The following is a 16,116-nucleotide window of genomic DNA, read 5'->3' on the forward strand; positions in this document are numbered from 1 at the left end:
ATGACTGCGCTGAATCGTGTCCCGTCGCTGTTGACCCGGGCCGGCACGGCCTCGGCTCTCACCATCGCCGCAGTGAGCGGCAGCATCGTGGTCCCGGGCGCCGCATCCGGCGCCGAGGCCGCCACAGTGGCGTCGAAGGCACTCAAGGTCGCGGCTTCCAAGAAGGGCTCCCCTTACAAGTACGGCGCCACGGGTCCGGGCAGGTTCGACTGCTCAGGGCTGACGCTCTACTCGTTCAAGAAGGCGGGCAAGAAGCTGCCCCGTACTGCTCAGCAGCAGTACAACAAGACGAAGCACATCTCCGCGAGCAACCGCAAGCTCGGAGACCTCGTCTTCCTCCACTCCGGTTCGAGCGTCTATCACGTCGGTATCTACGCGGGGAAGGGAAAGATCTGGCACTCGCCGAAGACGGGTGACGTCGTCCGGCTGCAGAAGCTCTGGACGAAGAACGTCTGGTACGGCCGGGTCCGCTGACCCACCGTCGGGGGCGGCGGAGCGCTCCGCCGCCCCCGACGCCTCTGGTGCGCGCCGATCGCGGTCCTCATGTCTCCTGCGGACCGCCCGCCGTGACCGGTTGCACGGGGACCGTCCACGGAAGTTCGATCGCCACCGTCTTGCCGCCCTCCCGAGTGGGTCTGACGCTCAGCCTGCCGCCGCATTCGGCGGTCAGCCAGCGGATGATGACCATGCCCCGGCCGTTGTCCTGTTGGACGGCGGCCGGCAGTCGTTTCGGGAAGCGTGGATGGCTGTCGGTGACGCCGATGCGCAGGTGCTCGTCCCGGTCGAGGGCGAGGTCCACGGTGAAGGTGGGCGACTGGCCCAGGGTGTGCTGGACGGCGTTGGTGGCGAGTTCGGACACGATCAGGCGCACGGTCTCCGCGATGTCGGTGTCGCCCGGCAGGCCCCATTCGGCGAGCACGCCGGCGACGTAGTTCCGGGCGGCGGACACCGAGGCGGGATCGCTCGGCAGAGTGACGGATGCTTCCAGGTGATCTGCCATGGCGAGGCGTCCCTTTCCCACGGGACCGGTGTCCGACAGGGAGCGGATGGTTCGACTACGGTCCCGGACTGGTGCTTCGCGCCAGACTGCCACTACCTGGGCTGTCTCGGGTGCGATCCACCAAGATATGCATATATCTGTCGCTCGAAGCGGTGAACTATCCGACGGCCGACCGTATTCGGGTGGGGTCTTCGTCCATCCTCTGTCGTCACCCCGACTTCGCGCGCCGGGCGGAAGGAGAATCCCATGCAGTACGGTCCGGCGGTACGCCGCCGCAAGCTCGGTGCCGAGTTGCGTGTGCTGCGCACCCGTTCCGCGCTCACCAGTATCGAGGCGGCCGACCGCGTGGGCTGGCACCAGTCCAAGGTGAGCCGGATCGAGACGGGCGCCAGCGGGGTGAAGCCCGCGGACGTACGCAAGCTGCTGGACGCGTACGGGGTGGACGACACCGAATTACGGGAGCTGCTCCTGGCGTTGGCGGGCTCCGAGGACGGCGGCGGGCGGCACAACTGGTGGCACGCGTACCGGGGCGTACTGCCGCCGACGTACCGGGACTTCATCAGTCTGGAGTCGCAGGCCGGGGGGATGCGGACGCTGGAGACCTCGGTGGTGCCGGGGCTGCTGCAGATCCCCGAGTACGCGCGGGCGGTGACCCGGGCCGCGGTGGAGGGGCTGGAAGACGACAAAATCGACGCGCTCGTGGAGGTGCGGCTCGCGCGGCAGGAGGTTCTGCGCGGGAGCCCGCCGATGAGGCTGAGCGCGGTGCTCGACGAGGGCGTTCTCCGACGTGAGGTGGGTGGCCCGGAGATCATGACGCGGCAGCTGGTCCATCTGGTCGAGGCGGCGCGGCTTCCCCAAGTGCGACTGCAGGTGCTCCCGTTCACTGCCGGGGCGCATATCGGCGTCACCGGCCCTTTCGTAATTTTCTCGTTTCGGAGCACATCTGATCTGGACGTGGTTGTTCTCGACCACTTGACGAGTAGCCTCTACCTCGAACGGAAAGAAGACCTCAAGGCGTATGTCGAGGCCTTCAACGCCCTTCAGATCCACGCCCTTTCGCCCGAGGACTCGTTGGATTACATCGCCGGACTAGCCACCGGCGCGTAAGGAGGCACCATGTCCGCACTGCCTCGGAACGTAACCACCAGTACCGAACTGCGCGGAGTGCGATGGCTGCGCAGCAGTCGCAGCACCGGAATGAACAACTGCGTGGAGACGGCCCGTCCCGGGCCCGGCCGCTGGGCCGGTCTGGTGGCCGTACGCGACTCCAAGAACACGGCGGGGCCCGCCCTGCTGTTCGACCCCGACGCCTGGGAGGGATTCATCACCACGCTGCGGTGACCACCACCGACAGCGTGTGCGCTTCCGCTCGTGGCGACGCTCGGCCGGGACGCCGACTCACGGTCGCGTATCGCCGATGATCCCCACGGCTCGATCGATCTGCCCCTGTGTGAGATCCGCGCGGGCGGTCAACCGCAGCCGTGAGACGCCGTCGGGCACGGACGGTGGGCGGAAACAGCCGACGGCGAGACCCGCCGCCCGGCAGTTGGCCGCCCATCGGACCGCCTGATCCGGCGACGGCGCGCGTACGGACACCACGGCGGCGTCGGGCCGCACCGCTTCATGGCCCGACGCCGTCAGCCGTGTGTGCAGCTCCCGCGCCACCGCACGGGCCCGCGCGGCCCGTTGCGGCTCCCGGCGCAGCAGCCGCAGCGCGGCGAGCGCCGCGCCGGTCGCGGCCGGGGCGAGGCCGGTGTCGAAGATGAACGTCCGGGCCGCGTTGACCAGATGGTCGATGACGTGGGCCGGGCCGAGGACGGCACCGCCCTGGCTGCCCAGCGACTTCGACAGCGTGACCGTCACGACCACGTCGGGGTCGCCCGCGAGCCCCGCCGCGTACGGCGCGCCCCGGCCCCCGTCGCCCAGGACGCCGAGTCCGTGGGCGTCGTCCACGATCAGCCCGGCGCCGTACTCCCGGCAGACGGCGGCGAGGGCGGCCAGCGGGGCGGCGTCCCCGTCCACGGAGAAGACGGTGTCGGAGACGGCGACGGCGGGCACCCCGCCGCCCGTGCCCAGTGCCTTGCGGACCGACTCCGGGTCGGCGTGGGCGACGACCTGGGTGGTGCCCCGGGCCAGCCGGCAGCCGTCGATGAGCGAGGCGTGGTTGCCCGCGTCCGAGACGATCAGGGAGCCGTGCGGGGCGAGCGCGGTGACGGCGGCGAGGTTGGCGGCGTAGCCGGAGGAGAAGACGAGGGCGGCCTCGAAGCCGCAGAAGTCGGCGAGTTCCCGCTCCAGCTCGCCGTGCAGCTCGGTGGTGCCGGTGACGAGCCGGGAGCCGGTGGCACCGCCGCCCCACCGCCGCGCGGCCTCCGCGGCGCCCTCGGTGATCTCGGGGTGCCGGGCGAGACCGAGGTAGTCGTTGCTCGCGAGGTCCAGGAGCGGCGAGTCGGCGGGGCGGGGCCGCAGGGTCCGTACGAGCCCGGCGCGGCGGCGCGCCGACGCCTGCTCGTCGATCCAGCCGAACGCCATGGGTCCTCCGGGGTGTGGGCGGGCGGTGTGCCGCGGGCAGGCCGCGGGGCCGGCGCCGTGGTGCACGGTGCCGCCGGTGCTTTTGTAGGCAGTGCACAGACACTAACGGCCCCGCCGACCGCTCACGATGTGGTGATACCCACACGCCGATCCCACTCTGTTGTCCGAACTCTCCTTGGCCGGAAGCGGTCCCGTAGGACAGGATCGGCTCTCATGGACCTGCTGAACACGCTGGTGGACAAGGGGCTCCGGCGCGAGCCGCCGAGCCGTGCCGAGGCGCTCGCCGTTCTCGGTACCTCCGACGACGAGCTGTTGGACGTGGTGGCCGCGGCCGGGAAGGTGCGCCGCCACTGGTACGGGCGCCGGGTGAAACTGAACTATCTGGTCAACCTCAAGTCCGGTCTCTGCCCCGAGGACTGCTCCTACTGCTCCCAGCGGCTCGGCTCCACCGCCGGCATCCTCAAGTACAGCTGGCTCAAGCCCGACGAGGCCTCCAAGGCCGCCGCGGCCGGGCTCGCCGGGGGCGCCAAGCGGGTCTGTCTGGTGGCGTCCGGACGCGGTCCGACCGACCGGGACGTGGCCCGGGTCTCCGACACCATCAAGGCGATCAAGGATCAGAACGAGGGCGTCGAGGTGTGCGCCTGTCTCGGTCTGCTCTCCGACGGTCAGGCGGAACGACTGCGTGAGGCGGGCGCGGACGCGTACAACCACAACCTGAACACGTCCGAGGCGACCTACGGCGAGATCACGACCACCCACACCTACGCCGACCGGGTGGACACCGTGCGGAAGGCGCACGCCGCCGGACTGTCGGCGTGCTCCGGGCTGATCGCGGGCATGGGCGAGAGCGACGAGGACCTGGTCGACGTGGTCTTCTCGCTGCGCGAACTGGACCCGGACTCGGTGCCGGTGAACTTCCTGATCCCCTTCGAGGGCACCCCGCTCGCCAAGGAGTGGAACCTCACCCCGCAGCGCTGTCTGCGGATCCTGGCGATGGTGCGGTTCGTCTGCCCGGACAGCGAGGTGCGGATCGCGGGCGGTCGCGAGGTCCATCTCCGGACGATGCAGCCGCTCGCCCTGCACCTGGCCAACTCGATCTTCCTCGGCGACTACCTCACCAGCGAGGGCCAGGCCGGCAAGGCCGACCTGGAGATGATCGCGGACGCCGGGTTCGAGGTGGAGGGCACCGACCAGGTGACACTGCCGGAGCACCGGGCGCACGTCGCGGCCGTTTCCGCCGGGGGCGGCTGCGGGTCGCACGCGGACGAGGGCGCGGGCGCCGGTTGCGGGTCGCACGCGGGGGGCGGGGTGTGCGGTTCCGCCGCCGAGGCGCCGGCCGTCAGGACCCCGGCGGGCGAGGCGCGTACGGACCTGGTCGCCGTACGCCGTCGGGGCACCGGAACCGATCTCGCGCCCAATGCCTGAGCTGCCCGACCGGAGCGTGGCCGAGCTGGTCGAGCTGGACCGGCGGCATGTGTGGCATCCGTACGGGCCCATGCCGGGCCGGCGGGAACCGCTCGTCGTGGAGTCGGCGAGCGGGGTCCGGCTGAAGCTCGCGGACGGCTCGGGCGAGCTGGTCGACGGCATGTCCTCGTGGTGGTCGGCGATCCACGGCTACAACCACCCCGTCCTGAACGAGGCGGCGCGCGAGCAGCTCGGCCGGATGAGCCATGTCATGTTCGGCGGGCTCACCCATGAGCCCGCCGTACGGCTCGCGAAGCACCTTGTCGACATGTCGCCCGAGGGTCTGGAGCATGTCTTCCTCGCCGACTCCGGGTCGGTCTCGGTCGAGGTCGCGGTCAAGATGTGCCTCCAGTACTGGCGTTCGCTCGGCCGCCCCGGCAAGCGGCGCCTGCTGACCTGGCGCGGCGGCTATCACGGGGACACCTGGCAGCCGATGTCGGTGTGCGACCCGGAGGGCGGGATGCACGAGCTGTGGCAGGGCGTCCTGCCCCGGCAGGTGTTCACGGACCCGCCGCCGGCCGCGTACGAGGAGTCGTACGCGGAGTCGCTGCGCGCGGCGATCGAACAGCACGCCGACGAACTGGCCGCCGTGATCGTGGAGCCGGTGGTGCAGGGCGCGGGCGGGATGCGGTTCCACTCCCCCACGTATCTGCGGGTGCTCCGCGAGGCGTGCGACGCGCACGACGTGCTGCTGGTGTTCGACGAGATCGCGACCGGGTTCGGGCGCACGGGCGCGCTGTTCGCGGCGGACCACGCGGCGGTGACACCGGATGTGATGTGCGTCGGCAAGGCGCTGACCGGCGGTTATCTGACCATGGCGGCGGCCCTGTGCACCGCCCGGGTGGCCGACGGGATCTCCCGGGGCGAGGTGCCGGTGCTCGCCCACGGCCCCACCTTCATGGGCAACCCGCTGGCGGCGGCCGTCGCCTGCGCCTCGATCGAACTGCTCCTCGGCCAGGACTGGCTGTCGGAGGTCAGACGCGTCGAGACGGGGCTGCGGGAAGGGCTCGCGCCGGCCCGCGAGGTGCCGGGCGTGAAGGACGTACGGGTCCTCGGCGCGATCGGCGTGGTGCAGCTGGACCGCCCGGTGGACATGGCCGCCGCGACGGCGGCTTCGGTGCGCGAGGGCGTGTGGCTGCGCCCGTTCCGGGATCTCGTCTACACGATGCCGCCGTACGTCACGGGCGACGAGGACGTGGCACGGATCGCGCGCGCGGTGTGCGCGGCCGTGCGGGAGGGATGACATGAAGGTCCTGGTGATCACGGGGACGGGCACGGAGGTCGGCAAGACCGTCACCACGGCAGCCGTCGCGGCCGTCGCCGTGGCGGCGGGCCGGTCCGTGGCCGTGCTCAAGCCCGCGCAGACGGGGGTACGGCCGGAGGAGCGCGGCGACGCGGACGAGGTGGCCCGGCTCGCAGGGGCCGTGACGGCGCGCGAACTCGCGCGCTATCCCGAACCCCTGGCCCCGGGGACCGCCGCCCGGCGGTCCGGGCTCGCGCCCGTGCACCCCGAGGAGGTCGCCGAGGCGGCGGCCAAACTGGCGGTCGAACACGACCTGGTGCTGGTCGAAGGGGCGGGTGGCCTCCTCGTACGGTTCGACGAGGCGGGCGGCACCCTGGCGGACACGGCCCGGCTGCTGGCGGCACCGGTCCTGCTGGTCGCCCCGGCCGGCCTCGGCACCCTCAACGCGACCGAGCTGACGTCCCGCGAACTCGCCGCGCGGGAGCTGGAGTTGGCGGGGGTGGTCATCGGCAGCTGGCCCGATGCCCCGGACCTGGCCGCGCGCTGCAACCTGGCGGACCTGCCGGTGGTGGCGAACGCTCCGCTGCTGGGGGCGGTACCGGCGGGCGCGGGGGCGATGGCGCCTCGCGACTTCCGGGCGAGGGCGGGTGGTTGGCTGGCGCCGGCGCTGGGTGGGGTGTGGGACGCGGTTTCCTTCACCACGGCGGGAATCGCGCCATAGGGGTGCCGTGCTGCGCCGGCTGCGGGTTCGTCGTGGCTGGTCGCGCCCGCGCGGCGGAGCCGCATATGGATACAGCCCCGCGCCCCTGACGGGGCGCGGCCCGGCGTCAGCCCTCCCGCTCCCCCAGCAGCCTCACCAACTCGATCCTCGACCTGATCCCCAACCGCGAGAAAACCCCCCGCAGATGGTGATCGATCGTGCGCGGGCTGAGCAGCAGCCGCGAGGCGATCTCCCGGTTCGTGGCACCGTCCGCCGCCATGCGGGCGATCATCAGCTGCTGGGCGGTGAGCCGGGCCGCGAGGTCCTCCGCGGCGGGCGCGGCGGCGGCGCGCTCCCCCAGGGCCCGGAGTTCCGCGCGGGCCTGGGCCGCGCAGTGCGGGGAGCCGAAGTGGTCGAAGGCCTCCAGCGCGCTGTGCAGCCGGTCGCGGGCCTCGGTGCGGTTGCGGAGACGACGCAACGCGCTGCCGAACAACAGTTCCGTACGGGCGCGTTCGAAGTCGCGGGTGCCGGAGGCGTGCAGGTCGAGCGCGGTGCGGTAGTGCTCGACGGCCTCCTCCCCGGTGGCGAGGAGGGCCCGGCAGCGGGCGCTGAGGGCGAGGTCGTCGGCGCTGCGGACGGTACGGGCCCAGCGGTCGTAGTCGGCGTGCGCGGCTACGGCCACCCGGGTCTCGCCGGTGCGGACGGCGGCCTCGACGTAGTGCGGGGTGGCGATGTGCCGGATGGCCCGGTGTCCGTGTCCGGGGCCGAAGCCGGCCAGCGCGCGGAGGCGGGCGGCGGAGGCGGCGTACCGGCCGGTGCTCAGGTCGAGGAAGGCGAGCGCGAACATGGCGAGCGCGGCGGGCAGTCCGAGGCCGCGCTCCAGGGCGTACGCGCGGGTGGACTCGGCGCGTTCCCGGCACACCTGTTCGTCGCCGGTGACGGCGGCGAACATCGCGAGGGCGGCCTGGAGGTGGCAGGCGCCGTTGTCCTGCCCGGTGGCGTACGCCTGGCGCAGGGCGTCCAGGGCGGCGGCCTCGGTGGCCTTGGGGCGCCCGGTCCAGAACTCGGCGTAGGCCCGGAACTCCATGGCCTGCGGCACGCTCACGGTGTCGCCCCGGGCCCGTGCGGAGGCGGCGGCGCGGGCGGTGGCGGTGAAGGCGCGGGTGTGGTCGCCGAGGAGGAGGGCGGCGATCCCGGAGTGGATGAGCCGGGTGGGGTCGCCGCCGGGGCCGCAGCGTCCGGCGGCGGCTTCGAGGACGTCCCGGGCGTCGTCGTAGCGTCCCTCGAACGCGGCGGCGAGCGCGCCGAGGGTGCTGGGCGGCAGGATGCCGAGCGCGTCGGCGACGGCGGCGGCCTCCCGGCAGCGGCGGAGGTCCCCGGTGTAGATGGCGGCCTCGGTGGCTCGTGCCAGCAGATGCGCGGACCGGTCCGGGGTGTGGTCGCCGACGTGCCGGACGGTGGCGGTGAGCAGGGCGTCGAAGGCCTCGGCGGCGTTTCCGGCACGCAGGGCGAGCAGTCCGGCGAGGGCGTCGTCGGCGGTGGCGGCGACGAGGCGGCGGGCCCGGTCTCCGTCGCCCGACCGCCAGGCCTCGGCGGCGGCCTGGGCGAGCAGGGGCGTGCGTTCGGCGGGTTCGGGGGTGAGCGTGGCGGCGCGTTCGGCGAGGGCGGAGGCGAGGGCGGGGTCGCCGATGGCACGTGCCACCCGTGCCGCCAGGCGGAGTTCGCCTGCGAGGCGGCGGCTGGGGCCGAGGGCGGCGGCGGCCCGGTGCCAGGACCGGCCGGGTCTCTCGCCCTCGCCGTTGAGGACGGCGGCGAGAAGGCGGTGGGCCTCGCGCCGGTCGGCCATGGACGCGGACTCGTAGACGGCGATCCGGGTCCAGGCGTCCCGGAAGACGATGCCCTGGGCGGTGGCGTGCGCGAGGCCCGCCGCCTCGGCGGTGTCGAGGGGGCGGGTGTCGAGGCGGGCCGCCGTGACGGCCCGCGCGTAGGCGTGCGTGGGCACGGGGTGCTGGTCGGCGGCGGCGAGGAGCAGCAGGAAGCGGGTGTCGCCGGGCAGGGCCCGGACGTCCCGCCGGTGGGTGCGCAGCAGGGTGGGGGCCAGTGCCAGGGGTTCGGCGGGGAGCGGGTCGAGGCCCGTGAGCTGGCGTCGGGTGAGGGCGGCGGCGAGTTCCGCGGCGGCGCGGGGGTCGCCGTGGGCGGCGTGCAGCAGGCGTACGCGCACGCCTTCGGACAGCGTGGGCACTTGGGCCGACGCTGCGTTCGGGCTCGACCACACGTTCATGGGGGGTGGTGGCGAGCGACGCGGAAGGTGCGGGGGATTCACCGGAGTCACCACACCCATCACGTTACTGGCGGGTTAACCGACCAGTAAAGACCGGCGATTTCGCCGATGCGGCGCGCGTAGACCCGCCCCGACACTCCTGGCAACCCCACCCGTTTCAGGAGGCACCATGCAGCGCCGCATGCTCCGTGCCGCCACGGCTCTCTCCGCCGTGGCCACGACGCTCCTTCTGTCGCTCACCTTCTCCGCTTCCCCCGCGCGGGCCGCCGCCCACAACCCGGTCGTCTTCGTGCACGGACTGAGCAGTTCGTCCAGCAGCTGGGACGAATGGGTCTCCTACTTCAAGGAGGACGGTTACACCGCCTCGGAGCTGTACGCCTGGTCGTACGACTGGGGCAAGTCGAACGTGACGACGGCCCGGCAGCTGCAGACCAAGATCCAGAGCGTGCTCGCCTCGACCGGCGCCGCCAAGGTCGACCTGGTCGTCCACTCGATGGGCGCGCTCAACTCCCGCTACTACCTGAAGAATCTCGGCGGGACGGCGTACGTGGACGACTTCGTCTCGACGGCCGGTGTCAACCACGGGACGACCGTGGCCGGTTGGTGCCGGTGGCTCTACACGTCCTGCTCGGAGATGTACACCGGCAGTTCGTTCCTGACCTCGCTCAACTCCGGTGACGAGACCCCGGGCAGCGTCTCGTACGCCAGCTACTGGTCGAACTGCGATGAAGCGCTCACCCCGGACACCACCGCGATCCTCAGTGGCGCCACCAACGTCGGGGTCGGGTGCGTCTCGCACACCGACATGAACAACGACCACGGTGTGTACGACCGGGTCCGGGCCTTCATCGCCTGACCGGGCGCCGGGCGCACGGGCCGCCGGCGCGGCGCACCGCGCTCCCCCACACCCGTCGCACAGTCGTTCCCCACGGCTGTGCGACGGGTGAGCCGGTGCTTCCCGGGGGACAATCGCGGTATCTGCCGTCCTCTTCGGGAGGTCCTCATGGCCCGCGCCCGCGCCACGAAGGACGCCGTGCACCACCCCCTCTTCGCCCGGTTCTACGCCAGACTCAGCGTGTCGGCGGAGCCGAGGATCGGGCCGCTGCGCGACGAGCTGCTCGAAGGGCTCTCGGGGCGGGTGATCGAGATCGGCGCCGGGAACGGTCTGAACTTCGCGCGCTACCCGGGCACGGTCTCGGAGGTGGTGGCGATCGAACCGGAGCACTCCCTGCGGCGGTTGGCCCTGGAGTCCGCCCTGCGCGCCGACGTGCCCGTGGACGTGGTGCCGGGCGCGGCGGAGGCGCTGCCGGTGAAGAGCGAGGCCTTCGACGCGGCCGTGGTGTCGTTGGTGCTGTGCAGCGTGCGGGACGTCCGGCGCTCACTGAACGAGGTGCGGCGGGTGCTGCGCCCCGGTGGTGAGCTGCGGTTCTTCGAGCACGGCCGGGGCGGCGGAGGGGCGATGCGGACGACCCAGCGGGTGCTGGACGGTTCGGTGTGGCCGCTGCTGTTCGGCGGCTGCCATGTGTCCCGTGATCCGGTCGCCGTGATGCGGGCCGCCGGCTTCGAGGTCGGGCCGGTCCGTGAGGTGCTGGTGCCCGAGCAGGGGCCGCGGCTGCCCAGTTCCTACTGTGTGCTGGGCCGGGCCCGGCGGCCCGGTGCCCCGGAGTCCACCGGTCTCACAGACTCCACTGGCGCAGCTCCCGGGTGATCTCGTGCACGCTGGCCTCGCCGCTCTTGACCAGTCGGGCCAGTTCACGCACCTGCTCGGCGGTGGTGACGACCTTGACGCCGCTGGCCACGAGATAGCCGTAGGCGACGGCGGAGGCGAACAGCGCGTTGGAGCGCTCCAGCGCCGGGATGTGCAGCAGGACCTGGAGGAGGGCGGCGGCGCGGGCGTGCGGGGTGTCGTAGACGGCGACGTCGAAGATCTGGGCCTCGTGCCGGGCGACGGCCGCGACGAGGGCGCCCCAGTCGGTGACCTGGGGGTCCCCGGGTGTCTTGCGTTCGGCGACCATCAGGAGCCAGGCGAGGTCGATGCGGAGCTGGCTCAAGGGATCAGCGACGTCCCTCGCGCCGGCCCTCGGGCTCGGTGCCGAACTCCTCGGCGAACACCGCCTCGTACTGCTTCATGAAGTCGGCGGCTGACTCGACGAAGGTGTGGCCCGCCTCGCCGGTGTCCTGCCGGACCAGTTCCTCGATGTACCGGTTCACACTCATCCCGCGCTCCAGGGCTCGTTCACGGGCGACACGGGCCGTGTCCTCATCCACCCGTACGTTCAGCTGGGTCTTGGCCATGGTTCGACGCTAGCGCCGGAGTGCTAGCGGAGGCAAGGGCGCCTTTGCCGCGCACGCCCCTTAGGGGCGCACTTCACGTGCCCCTTACATCGATATCGGGAACCCGACCTGCGACGGAGACGGTCTCGGACTTCGGGAGGATTTCGACTGTGCCTCGCGTCACACTAGGCTCGGCCGGGAACGCCCGGAATTCGAACTGGTTCGAGCCTGGAGGCCGTTTTGTCCACTGCTGCCGCTGAGCACACCCTCGGCCGCGCGGAAGCCGACGGTATCGCCGCCCGCGCCCGAGCCCTGACGAAGGCGTACGGCTCGGGCGAGACGACGGTGCTCGCCCTCGACTCGGTCGACGTGGACATCGCGCGCGGCCGTTTCACCGCGGTCATGGGCCCCTCGGGCTCGGGGAAGTCCACGCTGATGCACTGCCTGGCCGGGCTCGACACCGTCTCGGCCGGACAGGTATGGCTCGGGGACACCGAGATCACCGGGCTCAAGGAGCGCGATCTGACGCGGCTGCGCCGGGACCGGATCGGCTTCATGTTCCAGTCGTTCAATCTGATCCCGACGCTGAACGCGGCCGAGAACATCACCCTGCCGATGGACATCGCGGGCAAGAAGCCCGACGAGAAGTGGCTGAACCAGGTCATCGACACGCTCGGGCTGCGGGACCGGCTCAAGCACCGGCCCTCCCAGCTCTCCGGCGGCCAGCAGCAGCGTGTCGCCTGCGCCCGCGCGCTCGTCTCCCGGCCCGAGCTGATCTTCGCCGACGAGCCGACCGGCAACCTCGACTCCCGCGCCGGGCTCGAAGTGCTCGGCTTCCTGCGCGAGGCGGTCGACCAGCTGGGCCAGACGGTCGTCATGGTCACCCACGACCCGGGCGCCGCCGCCCACTCCGACCTGGTGCTCTTCCTCGCGGACGGACGGATCGTGGACCGCATGGAGCGGCCTTCGGCGGACGCGGTGCTCGAACGCATGCGCCTCTTTTCCGGGGGAAACCCCCAGCCCCCCGGCAGCGTACGGTCCGCCGGTCCCACCGACCTCGACAAGGGCTGAGACCGTGCTCAAGGCGACCCTGCGGAGTTTCCTCGCGCACAAGGGGCGGCTGCTGCTCTCGGCGCTGGCGGTCGTGCTGTCCGTGGCGTTCGTCTCGGGCAGCCTGATCTTCTCGGACACGGTCACCCGTACCTTCGACCGGCTCTTCGCCTCCACCTCGGCCGATGTGACCGTGGGCCCGAAGGACGACGATCTGTCGGGCCAGCTGCCGACCGGTGCCGTGGAGACCGTGCCCGCCTCGCTCGCGCAGCGGGTCGCGGGCATCGACGGCGTCGCGGACACCCATGTCGACGCGGCCGTGGAGAACGTCACGGTCGTCGACGCCGAGAACGAGTCGGTGGGTCCGACCACGGGCGCCCCCACCATCGCCACCAACTGGTACGTCACCGACCGCAGCCCCGTGAAGCTGACCGGCGGACACGCCCCGGAGGGCCCCGGCGAGGCACTGCTCGACGCGGACACCGCGAAGAACAAGGACGTGAGCATCGGCGACACCCTGACGGTGCTCGCCCAGCCGGGCTCCTTCAAGGTGAAGATCGTCGGCATCGCCACCTTCACCACCACCAACCCCGGCGCCGCGCTGGTCTTCCTCGACACCCGGGCCGCCCAGACCGAACTGCTGGGCGACCCCGACGCCGCCACCACGATCTCGGTGACCGCCGAGCCGGGGGTGAGCGACGACGCCCTCAAGCGGCGGATCGCCGACGAGCTGGGGCCGACGGCGTACGACTACCAGACCGCCGACGAGCAGGCCGAGTCCGCCGCCGCCTCGCTCGGCGGATTCCTCGACGTCATCAAGTACGTGATGCTCGGCTTCGCCGGGATCGCGACACTCGTCGGGGTCTTCCTCATCGTCAACACCTTCTCCATGCTCATCGCCCAACGCACCCGCGAACTGGGCCTGTTGCGCGCGCTGGGCGCCGACCGGCGGCAGGTGCGGCGGTCGGTGCTCACCGAGGCCGCGCTCCTCGGCCTGGTCGGGTCGACGCTCGGCCTGGCCGCGGGCATCGCGCTGGCCTTCGGGCTGATCGAGCTGATGGGCGCCTTCGGGATGAACCTCAGCTCGGCCGAGATGGTGATCGGCGTGGGCACGCCCATCGCGGCGTACGTCGTCGGGCTGGGCGTCACCTTCGTGGCGGCCTACCTCCCGGCGCGCCGGGCGTCGACCGTGTCCCCGATGGCGGCGCTCTCGGACGCCGAGATCGCCGGAGTGGGACGGCCACTGAAGGTGCGCGCGATCGTCGGCGGGGTCGTCGGGGCGGCCGGTGCCGCCGCGCTCGCGGGCTGCGCGCTGTCGACGGACACGGGTACGGCGGCCTCCCTGCTCGGCCTCGGCGTGGTCCTCACCCTCATCGCGACGGTCATCGCGGGACCGCTGCTCGTACGTCCGGTCATCCGGGTCCTCGGCGGCGCGTTCCCCGCGCTGTTCGGCTCCGTGGGCCGGATGAGCCAGCGCAACGCCCTGCGCAACCCGCGCCGGACCGGGGCCACCGCCGCCGCGCTGATGGTGGGGATCGCGCTGGTCGGCGGGATGTCCGTGGCGAGCGCGTCGATGACCAAGTCCTTCGACGACGAGATCGACAAGACCCTCGGCGCCGACTTCGTCATCCAGAACCAGAACTTCATGCCGTTCCCGCAGGAGGTCACCGACAAGGTCCGCGCCACGGACGGCGCCGGCCTGGTCGTACGGCAGCGGTTCACCCCGGTGGAGGTACGGCTGCCGGACGGCGACCGGATCGAGACGACCGCCTCGGCCTACGACCCGGACCTCGACGAGGTCGCCAACGTCACCTACGCCGAGGGCGACAGCGCCGCCGCGCTGGCGGACGGCGCCCTCGCGATGGACGTGGACTTCGCGCGGGAGCACGACGTGAAGGTGGGCAGCACGATCCCGGTCCGCTTCCCCGCCGGGAAGAGCGCCGAGCTGAAGGTGGCCGCGCTCACCGACCAGGACACCGCCGACGGCTTCGGCATGCAGGGCGGGCTGTACTTCGGGATGGGCACCATCGAGAAGTACGTGCCCGACGGCCAGGACTCGTCGCTGTACGTGAACGCCGGCTCGGGCGTCGGCGCCGACGAGCTGCGCGCCGACCTGGAACGGACCCTGGACGCCTATCCCCAGGTCCAGGTCCGCGACCAGGCCGACTACAAGGAGCTGATCCGCAACCAGATCGCCGTACTCCTCTATCTGGTCTACGCGCTGCTCGGCCTGGCGATCGTCATCGCGGTGCTCGGCGTGGTCAACACCCTCGCCCTGTCGGTGGTCGAGCGCACCCGGGAGATCGGGCTGCTGCGCGCGATCGGGCTGGCCCGGCGGCAGCTGCGGCGGATGATCCGGCTGGAGTCGGTGATGATCGCCGTGTTCGGCGCGGTCCTCGGCCTCGCGCTGGGCCTGGTCTGGGGCGTGTGTGTGCAGCAGGTGCTGGCGCTGCAGGGCATGAAGGCGCTGGCGATCCCGTGGGGCACGGTCGTCGCCGTGGTGGTCGGCTCGGCGGTGGTGGGTGTCGTGGCGGCCCTGCTGCCCGCGCTGCGCGCCTCCCGGATGAACGTGCTGGCGGCCATCGCGCACGAATGATGTACTCGCCGGGATGTCGGCTCAAGTCCCTTGCAGTTGAGGAGAGTTCATGCCGCGCCCGTTCCGTTTCGGAGTCAGTCTGCTCAGCCCCACGTCGGGAGAGGAGTGGCGCGCCAAGTGCCGCAGGGCCGAACAGCTCGGGTACGACGTGATCCTGGTCCCGGACCATCTGGGCATGCCGGCCCCGTTCCCGTCGCTGGTCGCGGCGGCGGAGGCGACCGAGCGGCCACGGCTCGGCACGTTCGTGCTCAACGCGGGCTTCTGGAACCCGACGCTGCTGGCCCGCGAGGTCGCCACCACGGACGCGCTGACCGGCGGGCGGCTGGAACTGGGGCTCGGCACCGGGTACGTACCGGCCGAGCACGAGAAGGCCGGGCTGCCCTGGGGGTCGGCGGGCGAGCGGGTGGACCATCTGCTGCGTACGGTCGAGGAGTTGGACCGGCTGTTCGGCTCCGAGGAGCACCAGCCGCGGCCCGCGCAGCGGCCCCGGGTGCCGTTGCTCGTCGGCGCCAACGGTGACCGGATGCTGCGGATCACCGCCGAGCACGCGGACATCGCGGCGTTCACGGGCGCGCGGACGGTGGCGGGCGGCACGCTGGAGGCGCTGACCGCCGGGGAACTCGACGAACGGGTGGGCCGCTACCAGGAGTTCGCGGCCGGGCGGAAGGAACCCGCCGAACTGAACCTGCTGATCCAGATCGTCGAACTGACCGAGGACCGCGGCGCCGCCGTGCGGCCGTGGCTCGGCCATCTCCCGAGCCTCGACGAGGAGCAGGTCCTCCAGCTGCCGCTGGTCCTCGTCGGGACGCTGGAGGAGATCGTCGAACAGGTGCTGGCGCAGCGCGAGCGGTACGGATTCTCGTATCTGACCGTCCTGGAGCCGAACATGGAGGTCTTCGCGAAGGTGGTCGAGGCGCTGCGGGGCCGGTGACCGCGGGTGGGCCGTGCCGTCCCTGTCCGGATTCTGGAATTCCAGGTC

Annotated in this window: 16 protein-coding genes; 11 read left to right on the top strand and 5 right to left on the bottom strand. The window is 72.1% G+C overall.

Going from position 1 to position 16,116, the window contains the following annotated elements; genetic code table 11:
- Positions 1-474 (top strand): C40 family peptidase, encoded by a 474-nt coding sequence (locus F9278_RS05770; RefSeq protein ID WP_152167291.1) that lies wholly within the window; start codon positions 1-3, stop codon positions 472-474.
- 67 nt (positions 475-541) lie between these two features.
- On the opposite strand, the gene F9278_RS05775 is transcribed toward F9278_RS05770, so the two are convergent.
- Entirely contained in the window at positions 542-1,000 is a 459-nt protein-coding gene (locus F9278_RS05775; RefSeq protein ID WP_152167292.1) for an ATP-binding protein, read from the bottom strand.
- A 246-nt stretch (positions 1,001-1,246) separates the two neighbouring features.
- Between F9278_RS05775 and F9278_RS05780 the strand changes: the two genes are divergently transcribed.
- Both F9278_RS05780 and F9278_RS05785 read left to right on the top strand, forming a co-directional pair.
- Complete coding sequence (locus F9278_RS05780) at positions 1,247-2,107, top strand: helix-turn-helix domain-containing protein (protein WP_152167293.1); 861 nt, start codon at positions 1,247-1,249, stop codon at positions 2,105-2,107.
- Between the two features lie 9 nt (positions 2,108-2,116).
- On the top strand, positions 2,117-2,341 hold the full coding sequence (locus F9278_RS05785) for a DUF397 domain-containing protein (protein ID WP_152167294.1): 225 nt from the start codon (positions 2,117-2,119) through the stop codon (positions 2,339-2,341).
- Between the two features lie 57 nt (positions 2,342-2,398).
- Here the strand turns inward: F9278_RS05785 and F9278_RS05790 are convergent, their stop codons facing one another.
- Positions 2,399-3,529, bottom strand: coding sequence for an 8-amino-7-oxononanoate synthase (locus tag F9278_RS05790; RefSeq protein WP_152167295.1), 1,131 nt, complete (start codon positions 3,527-3,529; stop codon positions 2,399-2,401).
- 213 nt (positions 3,530-3,742) lie between these two features.
- On the opposite strand from F9278_RS05790, the gene bioB reads away from it, so the two are divergent.
- From bioB to bioD, 3 genes are read left to right on the top strand one after another with little or no spacing between them, the layout of a single operon-like run.
- A complete protein-coding gene (bioB, locus tag F9278_RS05795) occupies positions 3,743-4,954 on the top strand; it encodes a biotin synthase BioB (RefSeq protein ID WP_152167296.1) in 1,212 nt (403 codons plus the stop codon).
- A complete protein-coding gene (locus F9278_RS05800) occupies positions 4,947-6,236 on the top strand; it encodes an adenosylmethionine--8-amino-7-oxononanoate transaminase (RefSeq protein ID WP_193241384.1) in 1,290 nt (429 codons plus the stop codon). Before bioB ends, F9278_RS05800 begins: the two co-directional genes overlap by 8 nt.
- Before the next feature lies 1 nt (position 6,237).
- Positions 6,238-6,957, top strand: a complete 720-nt coding sequence (bioD, locus tag F9278_RS05805) for a dethiobiotin synthase (RefSeq protein WP_152167297.1) — start codon at positions 6,238-6,240, stop codon at positions 6,955-6,957.
- A gap of 106 nt (positions 6,958-7,063) precedes the next feature.
- Here bioD and F9278_RS05810 read toward each other — a convergent pair whose 3' ends face one another.
- Positions 7,064-9,217, bottom strand: a complete 2,154-nt coding sequence (locus tag F9278_RS05810) for a helix-turn-helix transcriptional regulator (RefSeq protein WP_193241385.1) — start codon at positions 9,215-9,217, stop codon at positions 7,064-7,066.
- Positions 9,218-9,386: 169 nt separating this feature from the next.
- Between F9278_RS05810 and F9278_RS05815 the strand changes: the two genes are divergently transcribed.
- Together F9278_RS05815 and F9278_RS05820 are read left to right on the top strand one after the other, a co-directional pair.
- Positions 9,387-10,073: an esterase/lipase family protein gene (locus F9278_RS05815; RefSeq protein WP_152167298.1), complete on the top strand. Its 687-nt coding sequence runs from the start codon at positions 9,387-9,389 to the stop codon at positions 10,071-10,073.
- Between the two features lie 147 nt (positions 10,074-10,220).
- Positions 10,221-10,925, top strand: coding sequence for a class I SAM-dependent methyltransferase (locus F9278_RS05820; RefSeq protein WP_152167299.1), 705 nt, complete (start codon positions 10,221-10,223; stop codon positions 10,923-10,925).
- On the opposite strand, the gene F9278_RS05825 is transcribed toward F9278_RS05820, so the two are convergent.
- Both F9278_RS05825 and F9278_RS05830 read right to left on the bottom strand, forming a co-directional pair.
- Positions 10,894-11,268, bottom strand: a complete 375-nt coding sequence (locus F9278_RS05825) for a fic family toxin-antitoxin system, toxin component (protein ID WP_152167300.1) — start codon at positions 11,266-11,268, stop codon at positions 10,894-10,896. The genes F9278_RS05820 and F9278_RS05825 overlap by 32 nt on opposite strands.
- 4 nt (positions 11,269-11,272) lie before the next feature.
- A complete protein-coding gene (locus F9278_RS05830; protein ID WP_152167301.1) occupies positions 11,273-11,512 on the bottom strand; it encodes a toxin-antitoxin system HicB family antitoxin in 240 nt (79 codons plus the stop codon).
- A gap of 219 nt (positions 11,513-11,731) precedes the next feature.
- Between F9278_RS05830 and F9278_RS05835 the strand changes: the two genes are divergently transcribed.
- Genes F9278_RS05835 through F9278_RS05845 form a run of 3 tightly spaced genes read left to right on the top strand, consistent with a single transcriptional unit; the run spans position 11,732 to position 16,068 of the window.
- Positions 11,732-12,562: an ABC transporter ATP-binding protein gene (locus F9278_RS05835; RefSeq protein ID WP_152167302.1), complete on the top strand. Its 831-nt coding sequence runs from the start codon at positions 11,732-11,734 to the stop codon at positions 12,560-12,562.
- A 4-nt stretch (positions 12,563-12,566) separates the two neighbouring features.
- On the top strand, positions 12,567-15,137 hold the full coding sequence (locus tag F9278_RS05840; RefSeq protein WP_152167303.1) for an ABC transporter permease: 2,571 nt from the start codon (positions 12,567-12,569) through the stop codon (positions 15,135-15,137).
- Positions 15,138-15,186: 49 nt separating this feature from the next.
- Entirely contained in the window at positions 15,187-16,068 is an 882-nt protein-coding gene (locus F9278_RS05845; RefSeq protein ID WP_152167304.1) for an LLM class F420-dependent oxidoreductase, read from the top strand.
- Positions 16,069-16,116 lie beyond the last annotated feature (48 nt).

This window comes from Streptomyces phaeolivaceus (genome assembly GCF_009184865.1).
Classification (GTDB): Bacteria; Actinomycetota; Actinomycetes; order Streptomycetales; family Streptomycetaceae; genus Streptomyces; species Streptomyces phaeolivaceus.

Bases quoted from the DNA above. Each gene is read 5' to 3' on its own strand.
- F9278_RS05785 (WP_152167294.1), top strand. From the start codon at position 2,117: ATGTCCGCACTGCCTCGGAACGTAACCACCAGTACCGAACTGCGCGGA.
- F9278_RS05845 (WP_152167304.1), top strand. From the start codon at position 15,187: ATGCCGCGCCCGTTCCGTTTCGGAGTCAGTCTGCTCAGCCCCACGTCG.
- F9278_RS05780 (WP_152167293.1), top strand. From the start codon at position 1,247: ATGCAGTACGGTCCGGCGGTACGCCGCCGCAAGCTCGGTGCCGAGTTG.
- F9278_RS05770 (WP_152167291.1), top strand. From the start codon at position 1: ATGACTGCGCTGAATCGTGTCCCGTCGCTGTTGACCCGGGCCGGCACG.
- F9278_RS05830 (WP_152167301.1), bottom strand. From the start codon at position 11,512: ATGGCCAAGACCCAGCTGAACGTACGGGTGGATGAGGACACGGCCCGT.
- F9278_RS05820 (WP_152167299.1), top strand. From the start codon at position 10,221: ATGGCCCGCGCCCGCGCCACGAAGGACGCCGTGCACCACCCCCTCTTC.
- F9278_RS05810 (WP_193241385.1), bottom strand. From the start codon at position 9,217: ATGAACGTGTGGTCGAGCCCGAACGCAGCGTCGGCCCAAGTGCCCACG.
- F9278_RS05790 (WP_152167295.1), bottom strand. From the start codon at position 3,529: ATGGCGTTCGGCTGGATCGACGAGCAGGCGTCGGCGCGCCGCCGCGCC.
- F9278_RS05815 (WP_152167298.1), top strand. From the start codon at position 9,387: ATGCAGCGCCGCATGCTCCGTGCCGCCACGGCTCTCTCCGCCGTGGCC.
- bioD (WP_152167297.1), top strand. From the start codon at position 6,238: ATGAAGGTCCTGGTGATCACGGGGACGGGCACGGAGGTCGGCAAGACC.
- bioB (WP_152167296.1), top strand. From the start codon at position 3,743: ATGGACCTGCTGAACACGCTGGTGGACAAGGGGCTCCGGCGCGAGCCG.
- F9278_RS05800 (WP_193241384.1), top strand. From the start codon at position 4,947: ATGCCTGAGCTGCCCGACCGGAGCGTGGCCGAGCTGGTCGAGCTGGAC.
- F9278_RS05775 (WP_152167292.1), bottom strand. From the start codon at position 1,000: ATGGCAGATCACCTGGAAGCATCCGTCACTCTGCCGAGCGATCCCGCC.